At 71.3% G+C, this 15528-nt stretch carries 12 protein-coding genes; 6 read left to right on the top strand and 6 right to left on the bottom strand.

The annotated features are described in order from the left end of the window. Window positions 1-97: 97 nt before the first annotated feature. From DSY14_RS06135 to mtrA, 3 genes are all read right to left on the bottom strand, one after another. Entirely contained in the window at window positions 98-1930 is a 1833-nt protein-coding gene (locus DSY14_RS06135; RefSeq protein WP_307851139.1) for an LpqB family beta-propeller domain-containing protein, read from the bottom strand. Between the two features lie 98 nt (window positions 1931-2028). Next, entirely contained in the window at window positions 2029-3792 is a 1764-nt protein-coding gene (gene mtrB, locus DSY14_RS06140; RefSeq protein WP_211715480.1) for an MtrAB system histidine kinase MtrB, read from the bottom strand. A 16-nt stretch (window positions 3793-3808) separates the two neighbouring features. After that, window positions 3809-4486, bottom strand: coding sequence for an MtrAB system response regulator MtrA (gene mtrA / locus DSY14_RS06145; RefSeq protein WP_211715481.1), 678 nt, complete (start codon window positions 4484-4486; stop codon window positions 3809-3811). Between the two features lie 449 nt (window positions 4487-4935). On the opposite strand from mtrA, the gene DSY14_RS06150 reads away from it, so the two are divergent. From DSY14_RS06150 to DSY14_RS06170, 5 genes are all read left to right on the top strand, one after another. Then, window positions 4936-6450, top strand: coding sequence for a glycerophosphoryl diester phosphodiesterase membrane domain-containing protein (locus tag DSY14_RS06150; protein WP_211715482.1), 1515 nt, complete (start codon window positions 4936-4938; stop codon window positions 6448-6450). Beyond that, window positions 6447-7097 (top strand): DUF4129 domain-containing protein, encoded by a 651-nt coding sequence (locus DSY14_RS06155; RefSeq protein WP_211715483.1) that lies wholly within the window; start codon window positions 6447-6449, stop codon window positions 7095-7097. The genes DSY14_RS06150 and DSY14_RS06155 overlap by 4 nt, the downstream gene beginning before the upstream one ends. Next, window positions 7094-8290 (top strand): DUF4350 domain-containing protein, encoded by a 1197-nt coding sequence (locus DSY14_RS06160; RefSeq protein ID WP_249187392.1) that lies wholly within the window; start codon window positions 7094-7096, stop codon window positions 8288-8290. Before DSY14_RS06155 ends, DSY14_RS06160 begins: the two co-directional genes overlap by 4 nt. A 74-nt stretch (window positions 8291-8364) precedes the next feature. Next, entirely contained in the window at window positions 8365-9348 is a 984-nt protein-coding gene (locus tag DSY14_RS06165; protein ID WP_211715484.1) for a MoxR family ATPase, read from the top strand. Beyond that, a complete protein-coding gene (locus tag DSY14_RS06170; protein ID WP_211715485.1) occupies window positions 9348-10646 on the top strand; it encodes a DUF58 domain-containing protein in 1299 nt (432 codons plus the stop codon). The genes DSY14_RS06165 and DSY14_RS06170 overlap by 1 nt, the downstream gene beginning before the upstream one ends. Window positions 10647-10842: 196 nt before the next feature. On the opposite strand, the gene DSY14_RS06175 is transcribed toward DSY14_RS06170, so the two are convergent. Further along, window positions 10843-11838 carry a stage II sporulation protein M gene (locus DSY14_RS06175; protein WP_211715486.1) on the bottom strand — a complete coding sequence of 332 codons (996 nt, stop codon included), beginning with the start codon at window positions 11836-11838 and terminating at the stop codon, window positions 10843-10845. Window positions 11839-11954: 116 nt separating this feature from the next. Between DSY14_RS06175 and DSY14_RS06180 the strand changes: the two genes are divergently transcribed. Further along, window positions 11955-12815, top strand: coding sequence for an RDD family protein (locus tag DSY14_RS06180; RefSeq protein ID WP_211715544.1), 861 nt, complete (start codon window positions 11955-11957; stop codon window positions 12813-12815). 1 nt (window position 12816) lies between these two features. Here DSY14_RS06180 and ahcY (DSY14_RS06185) read toward each other — a convergent pair whose 3' ends face one another. Both ahcY (DSY14_RS06185) and ahcY (DSY14_RS06190) read right to left on the bottom strand, forming a co-directional pair. Then, complete coding sequence (gene ahcY / locus DSY14_RS06185; RefSeq protein ID WP_211715487.1) at window positions 12817-14079, bottom strand: adenosylhomocysteinase; 1263 nt, start codon at window positions 14077-14079, stop codon at window positions 12817-12819. Next, window positions 14079-15515 carry an adenosylhomocysteinase gene (gene ahcY, locus DSY14_RS06190; protein WP_211715488.1) on the bottom strand — a complete coding sequence of 479 codons (1437 nt, stop codon included), beginning with the start codon at window positions 15513-15515 and terminating at the stop codon, window positions 14079-14081. The genes ahcY (DSY14_RS06185) and ahcY (DSY14_RS06190) overlap by 1 nt, the downstream gene beginning before the upstream one ends. Window positions 15516-15528: the final 13 nt, after the last annotated feature.

The raw sequence follows: 15528 nt of genomic DNA on the forward strand, positions 1-15528 counted from the left end.
CCCGCCAGAGCCGATCGCGCGCCTGTGGACGGCCGACGCGGGCCCCGCACCCGCGACCGGTCGGGCGACCGGAGGGCGCGGGGCCGATGCGTCCGTGTCAGCCCGGGAAGGCCGGCGCTCCGCCCTCCACCACGTTCTGCCAGTTCAACGGGTCGTTGGAGGCCCAGATGTTGCCGTCGTCGGAACCCGCGAGCAGAGGCTGGCCCGGCGCACCGGAGATGGTGACCATGCCCGCCGCGGGGGTGCCCGCGCTGGCCGCCGGAGTGCCGCCGTCCAGGGCCACGAGCAGCGCCTGGTGGGTGCCACCGTCCCGGCTGCCGAGCACGACCAGTTGGTCGCTGGAGCGCCACGCGACCGCGGTGACCTCCTCCACCCCCTGGGCGAGGGTGATGAAGTCGCCGACCGCGACCTGGCCGTCCTCGTCCTCGACCACCCGGCCGACCTTGAGCTCGCGCTCCCCGTCCTGCTCGGTGATGACCGCGGCGCGCGTGCCGTCCCGGGAGATCCGGAAACTCACCAGGGAGTGGTCGCGCAACCCGCCGACCTGGGCGCGGACCACCGCGTCACCGTCGCGGAGCAGCCACAGGGTGCTGTCCCCGGGGTCGGGCGGATCCTCGTCGCCCGACCCGCTGAGGTTGGGGTCGCCCTCGGCCTCGCGGCCGTCGTCCTCGTCGTCGTCCCCGTTCTCGTCGTCCTCGTCCCGGGTCTCCTCCACCACCCACAGGTTGTTGTCGATGTCCCAGGACAGGTCGGTGAACAGACCGTCGTCGAGGACCTCCCGGGTGTGCGCACCCGCGGCCATCAGGCTGGTGACGACCTCGCCCCCGCCGAGCGTGATGCCGGCGATGGTGGTCTGGTCGAGTGAGACCGCGAACCGGTCCAGGGGCACGTCGCCGCGGCCGAGCGGTCCGGGGACCGGTTCGGCGTCGCCGAAGCTCTCGGCGCTCCAGTCGGAGGCGGCCCACAACTGGCCCTCGTGGGTGTAGTACCCGCGGATGTCGGCGGAGGTGGCTCCGGGGCTGACCCGCGACCAGAGGTCGCTGCCGGGGCGGGGCCGGTCGGCGCTCTCCCCGTCGGAGTCGGGGAAGGCGACCTCCTCACCGTTGATCTTGAGGGTGAACTCCTGGACCTCGGGCAGCTGACGGAGCGTCCAGGCGATCTGCGCCGCGATGTCGTACTCGTCGGCCTCGGCGACCCCACCGACATTGATCACGGCGTGCTGGGAGTCGACTTCCAGGTTGGTGGCGGCGTTCCGGGGGAACGCGGAGTTCACGGCGGGCGCGAGCCAGTCGGTGGGCCCGGCGATGAGCTTGCGGAGCAGGCGTTCGGCCAGCTGGTCCGGGCTCACGGGCAGGTAGACCGGGTCGGGGACCAGGGCGGTGCGCTCCTGGTTGAAGTAGTAGAGGTTGAACGGGCGGTGGGTGCGCTCGATGTCGAGTGTGCTCAGGAGCAGCTCGTCGGGCAGGTCCTCGATCCGCCACTCGCCCTCGGGATCGCCGTCCTCCCTCGCCAGGGTGAACGTCTCCTCCAGGAGGGTGGCCGCGGACTGCGTGGGGACGTACTTGCCGCTCTCGTCGATGTCGGCCACGAGGTTGCTGCGGACCAGGACGGTGGCGGTGAGCCCGTCGTTGCTGATCTCGGCGTCGAAGTCGGCGGCGTCGAGGTCGTCGATCACGCGCACGCCGGCGTCGGGGGACCACGCGTCGGCGGTCTCGGGCAGCATGTAGCTGCGGGCCGCCTTGTGGTCCTCCTCGAAACTGCCCATGTCCTTGAGAAAGCCGTCGACCAGCCCCTCGGGGGCCACCCCGGGTTGCGGGCCCGCGGGCAGGAGCCGCACGTAGCCGTCGTAGGGGTCACCGGAGACGTCCCCGCCCTCGCCGGGGACGACCGGTCCGGTCATGGGAACGGTGGCGCAGGCCGCGAGGGACACGCAGGCGAGCGCGGCCGCGGCGACGGTCCGCGCGCCCCGGGCCCAGGTGCGCGGCGAGCGCGTGGACCGCGGCGCCGCGACCGACCATGGCTTCTGGATCACGAGGCCTCCTCGTCATCGGTACCACCGCGCGCCTTGACGGTCGGCTCGCCCAGGGAGGTGAAGTTACGCCCCAGGGCGATCTCCGGCGGAACCAGCGGCAGCGGTGAACCGCGCAGCTCGGCTCCGGCGCGTCGGGGCAGGGACAACCGGAACTGGGAGCCCTGACCGGGCAGGCCCCACGCCTGGAGCCAACCACCGTGCAGGGTGGCGTCCTCCTTGGCGATGGACAGCCCGAGGCCGGTGCCCCCGGTGGTGCGCACCCTGGAGTAGTCGGCCCGCCAGAAGCGGTCGAAGCACAGGTGCTCCTCCCCCTCCTTGAGGCCCACCCCGTAGTCGCGCACGGCCACGGCGATGGCGTCGCGGTCGCCGGCGGCGGCGACCACGACGTCCCGTCCCTCGCTGTGCTCGATGGCGTTGACCACCAGGTTGCGCAGGATGCGGTTGATGCGTCGGGTGTCGAACTCGGCCATGCAGGGTTCGGCGGGCAGCCGCAGGACCACCTTGATGCCGCGCCGTTCGGCGATCTGTTCGGCGTCGCCGACCGCCTTCATCACCGAGTCCCGGATGTCGGCGGACTCGGTGCCGAGCGTGGCCGCCCCCGCGTCGTGGCGGCTGATCTCCAGCAGGTCGGCGAGCAGTTCCTCGAAGCGTTCCACCTGGCTCTGGAGCAGCTCCACGGAGCGCCGGTGCGAGGCGTCGAGTTCCTCACGGTCGTCGAAGAGCAGGTCTCCGGCCATGCGGATGGTGGTGAGCGGGGTGCGCAGCTCGTGGGAGACGTCGGAGACGAACTGGCGCTGGAGTTTGGACAGCTCCTCCAGCTCCTGGATCTTCTCCTGGAGGTTGCCCGCCATGTCGTTGAAGGACACCGCGAGCCGGGCCAGGTCGTCCTCACCCTGCACGGTCATGCGTTCGGCGAGGTCGCCGGAGGCCAGCCGTTCCGCGGACTGGGCGGCGGAGCGGACCGGGGTGACCACCATGCGGGTGATCATGAACGCGATGAGTCCGAGGAGGATCACCAACAGCACGGCGACGAGCGCGACGGTGTTCTGGACCAGGTCCAGGATCTCCTGCTCGTGCTGGAGCGGGAACACGTAGTAGAGCTCGTAGGCGTGGGTCAGTTGGGCGCCCACGACCAGGGCGGGCTCGACGGTCCCGTCCTCGGTCTCGATCCGGGTGTAGGTGTGGTACTGCTGGTCGGGCGCCTCGGTGTGGCGGACCTGTTCCACCAGTCGCTCGGGCACGCTCTCGTTGACGGTGTCCTCGTCGACGGTCGCCCAACCGCGCTCGTCGCTGACCGAGGGCAGCACGACCACGCCGTACAGCCCGGTCTCGCCGCTGCGGCTGGTCAGCTCCCGCGCGATGTTGTTGAGCAGTCGGTCCCGGTCGCTGGACTCGTTCTCCTGGAGCTCCGCGAGGGCGTAGCTGAGCCCCGCCCTGTGGTCGTTGACCGCGGCGTTGACCTTGGCCTCCAGCAGACCGCCCCGCACCTCGGAGATGAGCACGTAGCCCAGTCCGGCCATCACCAGCAACGACAGGACCAGGGTCGTGCTGATGACGCGCAGGTACAGCGAACGACGCCAGTTGGTGTGCACACCGCGCACCAGGGCGCGCGCGGCGCGCTGGGCGAGGAGGTAGGCACGGCTCAGACCGGTGTTGTGGTCGGGTCGACCGTCGTCGGAGGCGGGCAGCCCTGAGGAGGGGACCGACCGCTCCCCTTCGGGCTCGATCCGCCGTCCCTCCTCGGGTTCGGACAGGGTCATGAGGATCCTGGACGGATCAGGCGGTACCGGCCTTGTAGCCGACACCGCGAACGGTCACGACGACCTCGGGGTGCTCCGGGTCCTTCTCGATCTTGGCGCGCAGCCGCTGCACGTGCACGTTGACCAGGCGCGTGTCGGCGGCGTGGCGGTAGCCCCAGACCTGCTCCAGCAGCACCTCGCGGGTGAACACCTGGCGCGGCTTGCGGGCCAGGGCGACCAGCAGGTCGAACTCCAGCGGGGTGAGGCTGATCTGCTCGCCGTCACGCCGGACGGCGTGGCCGGCGACGTCGATGGTGATGTCGCCGATCTGCAGGACCTCGGGGGCCGGCTCCTCGGTGCGACGCAGGCGGACCCGCACGCGGGCCACCAACTCCTTGGGCTTGAAGGGCTTGACGATGTAGTCGTCGGCCCCCGACTCCAGCCCCAGGACGACGTCGACGGTGTCGCTCTTGGCGGTGAGCATGACGATGGGAACCCCGGACTCGGTCCGGATCTGACGGCACACGTCGATGCCGTCGGCCCCGGGAAGCATCAGGTCGAGGAGGACCAGGTCGGGCTTGGTCTCGCGGAAGGCCTCCAGGGCCTTGTCCCCGTCGTGGACGAACGAGGGCTCGAACCCCTCACCCCGCAGCACGATACCCAGCATCTCGGCGAGGGCGAGGTCATCGTCGACAACCAGTACACGTCCCTTCATCGGTGTGTCCGGCACCGGTAGGCCGTCCCCGCCGTGTGGGCGGTGAAGCGGTCCGGCACCTACTCCTCTCTCCTGGAACACTCAAGCGGCGTCAGTGATTCGGTGCCCGTGGTCCCCGATCCTGGGATCCGGGGAACCGCGATTCGATCTTCTCCAACCTTGCCGGCTCCGGGCCCGGCGGGAAGAGCGGTCAACGGTGTTGGGCCCTTTTGGACCATTTTCGGCCACCGGCGATGTCGTCCCTGGCCAGGCGGACCTGGAAAGCCACGTGACTTGGCCGGTTGGTAACAGAAAGCATACAAAAGGAATGAAGTGCGTGGGTTGTACTGCGACACAGGACAACACCACTGAGGAGCGGTGGAACCGGCCGGTAGGTTGGTTTCCGACAGTTCAGTATTGGCGCGAATACGCTCGCGCAGAGTAACCGAACCTCACGGAGGGCGGGGCGGATGAGCCAGGAGGACGACCACCGGGACACGTCCGGGGCGGACCCGAACGGCACCGAGGAGGAACGGTCGCCCGACTCTGGGAACCCCGGTGGGCCCGCCGGCCCACCCCCCGGGCCCGCGGATCCGTACTCCGGCTGGGCGGCGCCCGGCCAGGGTGCGCCGCATCCCCCGCAGAGCACGCCCTCTCCGGCCGAGGGGCCCACCGGGCACCCCGGCTTCGCCCCTCCCGAGCAGCCCGGACACGGCGCGCAGGGATACGGGCCCCCCGGGCAGCAGGGGTACGCGCCTGCGGGCCAGGGACACCAGGGATACGAGCAGCAGGGGTACGGACACCAGGGGTACGGGCAGCAGCCACAGGCCTACCCCGGATCCGCCTACGGGCCCGCCCCGGGAGGTGCGCCCACCGGTGCGCCGGGGTACGGCGCTCCCCCCGGAGGCCCGCCCGGCCACGGCACCCAGGGATGGTCCGGGTACGGCCCCGGACGGCCCCAGGCGCCCAAGCCCGGGGTGGTGGCGCTCCGGCCCATGACCCTCGGCGACGTCTTCAACGGAGCGTTCAGCTACGTCCGCAACAACCCGAAGACCACCATGGGTCTGGCCCTCGTCGTCATGGCGCTGGCCTCCGTCCTCAGCAGCGTCGCGTCGACGCTGTTCCTGGACGACTACACGACGTTCATGGACGAGGTGTTCGCCGACCCCACCGCGCTCGACCCCGAGGCTCCCCTCTTCCCGTTCTCACCGCTGGTCATGGGGCTGATGTACCTGGGTGAGCTCATCGTCTACCTGGGCGGCGCGATCCTCCTGGGGCTGCTGGCGGCGGTCGCGGGCATGGCCGTCCTCGGACACCGGCTCACCGCCGGGCAGGCCTGGGCGGCCGCACGCGGACGGATCGGCGCGATCCTCGGGCTGGCCGTGCTGAAGCTGGTCATCGGCTTCGTCATCGGCGTCGTGTTCGCCCTCGCCCTGATCCTCGCGGTCTTCGTCGGCGTCATGGTCGGCTACGCCTCCGGAGGCGGGGCCGGCATCGCGATCGGCCTGCTGATCGCCCTGGTGGGCGCCCTGGCGGTCGCCGCCCCCGCGCTCTGGATCTGGATTCGCCTGTACTACGCCATGCCGCTGGTGGTCCTGGAGCGGGTGGGCCCCTTCCAGGCCATGGCCCGCTCCTGGCGCCTGTCCCAGGGCAGCTGGTGGCGCACCCTGGGCTACTGGCTGTTGGCCCTCGTCATCGTCTTCGCGGTGCAGATGATCCTCAGCACCCCCGTGAGCATGATCGCCGCGTTCATCGGTCTGGCCGCGCCCGGCGCCCTCTGGGCCACAGTGGCCGCCGGGGCGATCACCTACGTGCTCACCGTGCTGATCTACGCGATCACCCAGCCGTTCGTGGCCGGGGTCAACACCCTGCTCTACGTCGACCTGCGGATGCGCCGTGAGGGTCTGGACCTGAAGCTGCACCAGGTCGCGCAGCGCGGCGACACGGTCGGTCCGGAGATCTACCTGCCGGAGCGGCCCGCGTGAGACCCCCGACGACCCTGCCCGCGGAGGTGACCCGCGACGAGGGGCGCCGCCGTGCCATCGAGGAGCTCTCCGACCCCCTGTACGGAGAGCACGAGCCCTCGATCATCGACCGTTTCCTCGACTGGTTGGACTCCTGGCTGGGCTCCCTGCTGTCGGCCGGTGAGGGGTTCCTTCCGGGCGAGGTGTGGGCGGCCGGTCTCCTCCTGATCCTGGCGATCGGGGCGGTCGTGCTGATCGTGTACCTGCGCCCGTCGCGCAACCGCCGGTCCGGCGCCCTCGTCCATGAGGGGACCGTGCGCTCGGCGGCCGAACACCGTGCGGCGGCCGACCGTCACGAGGCCGACGGCGAGTACGCCGCGGCCGTCACCGAACGTCTGCGCGCCATCAGCGTGGACCTGGAGGACCGGACCATCATCACCCCCCGGGCCGGACGCACCGCCACCGAACTGTCCACCGAGGCCGCCGCCGTGCTGCCCGGTGAGGCGGAGGGCCTGCGCGAGGGTGCCCGCATCTTCAACGACGTGGCCTACGGCGACCGCGCGGCCACCGCCGACGCCGCGCGCACCCTGCGGGAACTGGACACGCGTCTTCGCGCCGCGCGTCCGGCGGTCGACGGGACCGCGACCGGGCGGGAGGGTGTCCGATGACGACGGCCCCCGCTGACACCGTCGTTCGGGACGACCCCCGACCGGCGTCGGAACCCACGTCCGAGGCCCGGCGTCTGTGGCGCGCGGTCCGTGTCCCCGTCGCACTGTTCTCCGCCCTGCTCCTGGTGGGGGTTCTGCTGTCCCTGGGCGGTGAACGGTTCCCGTCCGGCCATCTGGAGCCGGAGAACCCCGAACCCACGGGTGCGCGGGCCTTCGCCCGACTGCTCCAGGAGGACGCCGACGTCACCGTCGCGCGCGACTCCGCGTCGGCGGTCGAGGCCGTCGAACGCGCGGGCGAGGACACCGTGCTGCTGGTCTTCCTCGACCACCGGCTGTTGCCCGAAGAGTTGGACGCCCTGGCCGAGCTCGGCACCGACACCGTGCTCGTACAACCGTCGCTGCGCGCGTTGCGGACCTTCGCGCCGGGCACCGACATGACCGGACGCGTCGAGGACGAGGGCGCGCTCGACCCCGAGTGCACCCTGTCCGCGGCCACCGCCGCCGGTTCGGCCGACGTCGCCGGCGAGCTGTACACGGCCGACGACGACGTGACCGCGCGCTCCTGCTACCCGGCCGACGGCGGCGCCGCCCTGATCGGTGTCGACTCGCCTCAGGGCGCCACCACCACGGTGGTCGGCACCGGGACGTTCCTGAGCAACCGCGACCTGGCCTCCGACGGCAACGCCGCGCTGGCGCTCAACCTGGCGTCGGCGGAGCACGTGGTGTGGCTGCGCCCGGACGCTCCCGAGGAGGTGGGCGGATCCGAGATCTGGGAGCTGCTCCCCACCGGGATGCTCTGGGCCGTGGGGCCTCTGGCCCTGACCTTGCTGCTGCTCGCCCTCTGGCGCGGACGCCGGATGGGCGCCCTGGTCCACGAGTCGCTGCCCGTCGTGGTGCGCGCCGCGGAGACGACCGAGGGACGCGCCCGGTTGTACCGGTCGCGCAACGCCCGGGACCGCGTGGCCGCGTCGTTGCGGGCCGGATTCCTGGAGCGGTCGGTGCCCCGGCTGGGGCTGAACACCGACACCGCTCCGGAGACCGTGGTGGCCACGATGGCCGCGCGCACCGGCGACGACCCGCACCACCTGGGGCGCCTGCTGTACCCGGAGGCGGACGACTCCTACGCCGCCGACGACGACGCCATGCTCCGACTCGGTGAGGAACTGGACGAACTCGCCCGGAGGCTGCGATGAACCCGAACGGACGGACCTCGTCCTCCTCCCCCACAGACCAGAACCGACAAGGGATCGAAAGAGGTACACGGCACGTGAGCGCCTTCACACCCGAGGCACTGCCCTCCGCCGACGAGGCGCGGGCGTCCCTGACCGCTCTGCGCCGAGAGGTGGCCAAGGCGGTCGTGGGCCAGGACGAGACGGTGACCGGACTGGTGGTGGCACTGCTGTGCCGTGGCCACGTTCTGTTGGAGGGTGTGCCCGGTGTCGCCAAGACACTGCTGGTGCGCACGGTCTCGGCGGCCCTGTCCCTGGACCACAAGCGGGTCCAGTTCACCCCCGACCTGATGCCCGGCGACGTGACCGGGTCGCTCGTCTACGACCAGCACACGGCGAAGTTCGAGTTCATGAAGGGCCCGGTCTTCACCAACCTCCTGCTGGCCGACGAGATCAACCGGACCCCGCCGAAGACCCAGGCCTCCCTGCTGGAGGCCATGGAGGAGCGGCAGGTCACCGTCGAGGGCGCCCCGGTGGCGCTGCCCGACCCCTTCATGGTGGCGGCCACCCAGAACCCGGTCGAGTACGAGGGCACCTACCCGCTGCCCGAGGCCCAGTTGGACCGGTTCCTGCTCAAGGTGACGATCCCACTGCCCGAGCGCGACTCGGAGATCGACATGCTGGGCCGGCACGCCGCCGGTTTCGACCCGGGCGACCTGGCCGCGGCCGGTGTGACCGCCGTGGCGGGCGCGGCCGAGCTACAGGCCGCCCGCAACGCCGTGGCCGGGGTGCGTGTGGCGCCGGAGGTCCTCGGCTACATCGTGGACCTGTGCCGGGCCACCCGTCTCTCGCCGTCCCTGCAGCTCGGCGCGTCCCCCCGAGGCGCCACGGCGCTGCTGCGCACCAGCCGGGCGTGGGCGTGGCTGTCCGGCCGTGACTACGTGACCCCGGACGACGTGAAGGCGCTGGCCAAGGGCACGCTGCGCCACCGGATCGGGCTGCGGCCGGAGGCCGAGCTGGAGGGTGCCACCACGGACGGGATCCTCGACGGCGTCCTGGCCTCCGTCCCGGTGCCGCGCTGATGGTGGTCACCGGCCGGGCCGCGCTCCTGGCGCTGCTCGCGACGGGCGCCGTGGCGATCTCCGGGCAGATCGGGGGGACCGTCACCGGTATCGCCGTGGGTCTGGTCGTGCTGCTCGTCGTGGTGGACGTGGCCTTGGCGGCCTCGCCACGGCGGCTCGTGCTGTCCCGTGAGGGCGAGACCTCGTTGCGGTTGGGCGGCTCCGCGTCGGTGTCGGTGTTGGTGGCCAACCCGACCGGGCGTCGCCTGCAGGGTTCGGTGCGGGACGCCTGGCCGCCGAGTTCGCACGGCGCGCCCAAGGCGCACCGGGTGCGCGTGGAGGCGGGTGAGCGCCGTCGGGTCACGACCACGCTCACCCCGACCCGTCGGGGGGACGCGCGTTCCGCCGGGGTCACCGTGCGCAGTATCGGCCCGTTGGGCATCGCCGGTCGCCAGCGCACCCTCCAGACGCCCTGGACCGTGCGGACGCTGCCCCCGTTCCACAGCCGCAGGCACCTGCCCGGCAAGTTGTCCCGCCTGCGGGAGCTGGAGGGTCGGCACACCGCGATGGTGCGCGGCCAGGGAAGCGAGTTCGACTCCCTGCGCGACTACGTGCCCGGCGACGACGTCCGGTCGATCGACTGGCGCGCCACCGCCCGCAACGACAGCGTGGTGGTGCGGACCTGGCGTCCCGAACGCGACCGGCGCATCCTCATCGTGCTGGACACCGGCCGCACCTCGGCCGGACGGGTGGGCGACACCCCGCGCCTGGACCACGCCATGGACGCCGCCCTGCTGCTGACCGCCTTGGCGGGGAAGGCCGGCGACCGGGTGGACTTCATGGCCTATGACCGGACCGTCCGCGCCCAGGTGAAGGCCTCCGGCAAGGGCAGTCAGGTGCATCGGGTCGTGGAGGCCATGGCGCCGTTGGAGGCCACCCTGGTGGAGTCCGACCCCGCCGGGATGGTGGGCACGGTGCTCGCCCAGGGCCGTAGCCGCAAGTTGGTCGTGCTGCTGACCGACCTCAACGCGACCGCCCTGGAGGAGGGGTTGCTGCCGCGACTGCCGCTGTTGTCCTCGCACCACCTGTTGCTCGTGGCGGGCATCAAGGACCCGAAGGTGGAGGAGATGGCGGCCGAGCGCGGCAGCGCCGACGCCCTGTACCGGGCGGCCTCGGCCGAACGCACCCTCAGCGAGCGGCACCGGATCAGCGCCGAGTTGCGCCGGATGGGCGCCGAGGTGGTCGACGCCGGGCCGGAGCACATCGCCCCGGCCCTGGCCGACGCCTACATCAACCTCAAGGCGCAGGGGCGGCTGTAGCGCCCCGGGACCGCAGGGGCGGGACGGGCCGAACGGTGCTCCGTCCCGCCCCTTCCTTCGACCCTGAGTCGGTCGGCGCGGGCGGGACCACGTCACCGCCTCCGAGGGCGGAGGTGTCCCCTCGACGGATCGAGACCGTACGCCCGTCCCTCGTGCCGGCCACGCGCACGCGGCAGGTGACGATACGGCTCGGTGCCTAGCCGGCCACCGGGACCGCGGCGGGGGCGTCCTCGATGTCACCGGTCTCGCCCGCCTCGTGGGCGCGCTTGCCGACCGTGTACACGTACACGAAGAACAGGACCTCGGCGACCACACCGATACCGATGGCCACCCACGTGTTGGTGATCCAGCCGGTCACCAGACCCTCGATGAGCCCCGAGATGAACAGCACCAGCACCAGGCCCAGCGCCACACCGATGGCGGCGCGCCCCTCCTCGCCCAGGGCACGCAACCGGGTCCTGTCCCCGGGGGAGATCAGCGACCACCCGAGTTTGAGTCCCACGCCGCCGGCGACGAACACCGCCGTGAGTTCCAGGAGGCCGTGCGGGAGGATCAACGCGAAGAACACGTCGCCGCGCCCGTAGGCGAACATCATGCCGCCGGCCATGCCCACGTTGACCGCGTTGAACAACAGCACCGCGATGGTCGGGAGGCCGAAGGCCACACCGAAGATGATCGCCTGCGCGGCCACCCACGCGTTGTTGGTCCACACCTGGGCGGCGAACGATCCCGCCGGGTTCTCGGTGTAATAGTTGGCGAAGTCGTACTCGACGTAGCGGGCGATGGACTCGGGGGTGCCGAGCGACGCGAGCACCGCGGGGTCGTTGGCGACCCACCACCCCGTGACGGTGGCGATGGCCAGGGTGCCGGCGGTGACGCCCAGCCACCACCAACGCAGCCGGTACAGGGTCGCCGGGAACACGCGGGTGAAGAACCCGCCGAGGTCGGCCCACCCGGAGGAGTGCGCGCCCGTCACCGCCGAGCGAGCCCGCGCCACCAGGGACGAGAGCCGTCCCGAGAGCGCCGGGTCCTGCCCCGAGCTGCGCACCACCGACAAGTGGGTGGAGACCCGTTGGTAGAGCTCGACGAGTTCGTCGATCTCCTCACCCGTGAGCGAACGGCGCCTGCGCACCAGTTCGTTCAACCGTTCCCACTCCTGGGCGTGCACAGCCGCGAACACGTCGATATCCACGCATGGGACACTACTGGATCGTGACCCGACCACCGTGCTCGGTGCGACCATGGCGGGCCCGATCCGGGTAGTGTCGGTGGGACGGCTCAGAACATCCGGTGAGGGAGCGTGTACAGGTGTCCTACCCCGGCGGCGAGACCCGCGGCGACGTCTACGGCGTGACGCCGTTGGTCACGGGGGACGCGGTCGTGCTGGAACTACGCCCCGCGGGGTTCGCGACGCGCGCCGCCGCCCTGGCCATCGACGTCATCCTCCAGGTCGTCGCGCTGCTCGCGCTGGCCGTCGTGGTGATGTGGATCGGCGTCACCGTGGATCCCGCAGCGACCTCGGCCCTCTACCTGGGACTGTCGATCCTCATCCTGGTCGGTTACCCGACCGTGTTCGAGTCGCTCTCACGCGGGCGTTCGCTGGGCAAGATGGCCTTGGGCCTGCGGGTGGTCGGCACCGACGGTTCGCCGGAACGGTTTCGTCAGGCCCTGGCCCGCGCGCTCGCCGCGGTCGTGGAGATCTGGATGACCTCCGGCGTGGTCGCGCTGATCACCTCGATGATCAACCGTGAGGGCCGCCGCGTCGGCGACTTCGTGGCCGGGACCATGGTGGTCGAGGAGCGGGCCGGCGGACGCCGTCAGCAGGAGATCCCGATGCCGCCGCAGCTGGCCGGCTGGGCCGCCCAGGCCGAACTGTCCCGGCTCTCCCCGGAGTCCGCGGACGCCGCCCGCCAGTACGTGCTCCGCTACGGCGAGCTGGCCGAGCACACCCGGCACGAGATGGGCACGCAGTTGGCCGACACGGTCGCCGCCCAGGTCAGCCCGCCCCCGCCGCCCGGCACCACGCCCCCGGTCTTCCTCGCCGCCGTCCTGGCCGAGCGCCGTCGCCGCAGCATGCGGACGATGACCGGCACGGACCCCGACGCGGCCCACGGGCAGCAGTCGGCCCAGCCGCACGCGGGGCCCCGGTGGCCCGAACCCCCGCGCTGACTCAGGGGCGCCAGGAACTGAGGTAGGCCTCCTGTTCGGGGGTGAGGACGTCGATGCCCACCCCGAGCGCGGCCAGTTCCAGACGGGCGACCTCGTGGTCGATCTCCTCGGGGACCTCCACGACACCCGGTGCCGTGTCCTCGTGGGCGCCGGCCAGCCACGCGGTGGTCAGGGCCTGCACGGCGAAGGACATGTCCATCACCGCGGCCGGATGCCCCTCGGCGGCTCCGAGGTTGACCAGACGGCCCTCGGACAGCAGCAGGATCGCCCGACCGTCCTCGAACACGTACTCGTCGGCCTGTTCCCGCACTCCGCGGTCGATCCGCGCCGCCAGCGACTCCAGGGCCGGCAGGTCGATCTCCAGGTCGAAGTGGCCCGAGTTGGCCAGGATCGCGCCGTCGCGCATCACCGCGAGGTGTTCGCGGCGGATCACGTCCCGGTTGCCGGTGGCGGTGACGAACACGTCGCCGACCGGGGCCGCGACCTCCATGGAGGCGACCGTGTACCCCTGCATGACGGCGTCCAGGGCCTTGACCGGGTCCACCTCGGTGACGACCACGTTCGCGCCCATGCCACGGAAGCGTTCGGCCAGGCCACTGCCGCAGTAGCCGTATCCGGCGACCACCACGGTCCGGCCGGCCAACAGGGTGTTGGTGGCCCGCAGGATCCCGTCCACGGTGGACTGCCCGGTGCCGTAGCGGTTGTCGAACATCCGCTTGGTCCGGGTGTCGTTGACCGCCACCATGGGCAGGCGCAGCTCACCGGCGGCGCTCATCCGACGCAGTCGGATCACACCGGTGGTGGTCTGCTCACAACCGCCGAGCACGCCCTCGAGCAGGTCGGGGCGGTACGTGTGCGCGGTGTTGACCAGGTCGCAGCCGTCGTCCAGGAGCAGGTGCGGTCGGGACTCCAGGACGGTGACCAGGTTGCGGTCGTAGGCGGCGGTGTCCATCCCCGCCCAGGCGTGCACGGCCACCCCGTACTCGGCGACCAGCGCCGCCGCGGTGTCGTCCTGGGTGGACAACGGGTTGGAGGCGGCCAGCCAGACCTCGGCGCCGCCGGCCCGCAGGGCGCGCAGGAGGTTGGCGGTCTCCGCCGTCACGTGCAGGCACGCCGCCACCCGGAGCCCGTCGAGGGGACGTTCGGCGGCGAAGTTCTCGCGCACGCTGCGCAGCACGGGCATGGAGCGTTCGGCCCACGCCACACGGCGGACCCCGGCCTCGGCGAGGCCGAGGTCCGCCACCTCGTGTGAGGGAGACGTCATCAGTAGCGGTAGTGGTCCGGCTTGAACGGCCCGGCCACGTCCACGCCGATGTAGGCGGCCTGCTCCTTGGTGAGCTCGGTCAGCTTGACACCGAGCGCGTCCAGGTGGAGGCGGGCGACCTTCTCGTCGAGGATCTTCGGCAGGGTGTACACGCCCGTCGGGTACTGGTCGGTCTTGGCGAACAGCTCGATCTGCGCGATGACCTGGTTGGTGAAGCTGTTGGACATCACGAAGCTCGGGTGACCGGTGGCGTTGCCCAGGTTGAGCAGACGGCCCTCGGAGAGCACCAGGACGGACTTGCCGCTCTCCAGGGTCCACTCGTGGACCTGGGGCTTGATCTCCTTCTTGCGGATGCCGGGGATCTTCGCCAGACCGGCCATGTCGATCTCGTTGTCGAAGTGACCGACGTTGCCGACGATCGCCTGGTGCTTCATGCGGGTGATCTGGTCGGCCATGATCACGTTGAAGTTGCCGGTGGTGGTGATGAAGATGTCACCGGTCTCCAGCACGTCCTCCAGGGTGCTCACCTGGAACCCGTCCATGGCGGCCTGAAGGGCGTTGATCGGGTCGATCTCGGTGACGATGACGCGGGCGCCCTGGCCGCGCAGCGCCTCGGCCGAACCCTTACCGACGTCGCCGTAGCCACAGACCACGGCCACCTTGCCGCCGATGAGGACGTCGGTGGCGCGCATGATGCCGTCCGGCAGCGAGTGGCGGATGCCGTACTTGTTGTCGAACTTGCTCTTGGTGACGGAGTCGTTGACGTTGATCGCCGGGAAGGACAGAACGCCGTCACGCTGCATCTCGTACAGACGCAGGACACCGGTGGTGGTCTCCTCGGTGACGCCCTTGATGCCCTCGGCGATGGTCGTCCACTTGCCGGCGTCCTTCTTCAGGCTCTCGCCCAGGAGACCCAGGACGACCGCGAACTCCTCGCTGTCGGCGGTGGAGGGGTCCGGGGCGACACCGGCCTTCTCGAACTCGGCGCCCTTGTGGACGAGCATGGTGGCGTCGCCGCCGTCGTCCAGGATCATGTTGGGGCCCTCGGCGCCCGGCCAGGTGAGCGCCTGCTCGGTGCACCACCAGTACTCCTCCAGGGTCTCGCCCTTCCAGGCGAAGACCGGGACACCCTTGGGGTCGTCGACGGTGCCGTCGGGGCCGACGACGACGGCCGCGGCCGCGTGGTCCTGGGTCGAGAAGATGTTGCAGCTGACCCAACGGACCTCGGCGCCCAGGGCGACGAGGGTCTCGATGAGCACCGCGGTCTGGACGGTCATGTGCAGCGAGCCCATGATGCGGGCGCCCTGGAGGGGCTTGCTGTCCCCGTACTCGGCGCGGGTCGCCATGAGGCCGGGCATCTCGTGCTCGGCGAGACGGATCTCGTCGCGGCCGAACTCGGCCAGGGAGAGATCGGCGACCTTGAAGTCGAATGCCATGCGTTCCTCACTC

It is taken from the genome of Nocardiopsis sp. MG754419, assembly GCF_018207095.1.
GTDB lineage: Bacteria > Actinomycetota > Actinomycetes > Streptosporangiales > Streptosporangiaceae > Nocardiopsis.

Coding starts and splice junctions, on each gene's coding strand:
- mtrB (WP_211715480.1), bottom strand. CDS start 3,792: ATGACCCTGTCCGAACCCGAGGAGGGACGGCGGATCGAGCCCGAAGGG.
- mtrA (WP_211715481.1), bottom strand. CDS start 4,486: ATGAAGGGACGTGTACTGGTTGTCGACGATGACCTCGCCCTCGCCGAG.
- DSY14_RS06150 (WP_211715482.1), top strand. CDS start 4,936: ATGAGCCAGGAGGACGACCACCGGGACACGTCCGGGGCGGACCCGAAC.
- DSY14_RS06160 (WP_249187392.1), top strand. CDS start 7,094: ATGACGACGGCCCCCGCTGACACCGTCGTTCGGGACGACCCCCGACCG.
- DSY14_RS06170 (WP_211715485.1), top strand. CDS start 9,348: ATGGTGGTCACCGGCCGGGCCGCGCTCCTGGCGCTGCTCGCGACGGGC.
- ahcY (WP_211715487.1), bottom strand. CDS start 14,079: ATGACGTCTCCCTCACACGAGGTGGCGGACCTCGGCCTCGCCGAGGCC.
- ahcY (WP_211715488.1), bottom strand. CDS start 15,515: ATGGCATTCGACTTCAAGGTCGCCGATCTCTCCCTGGCCGAGTTCGGC.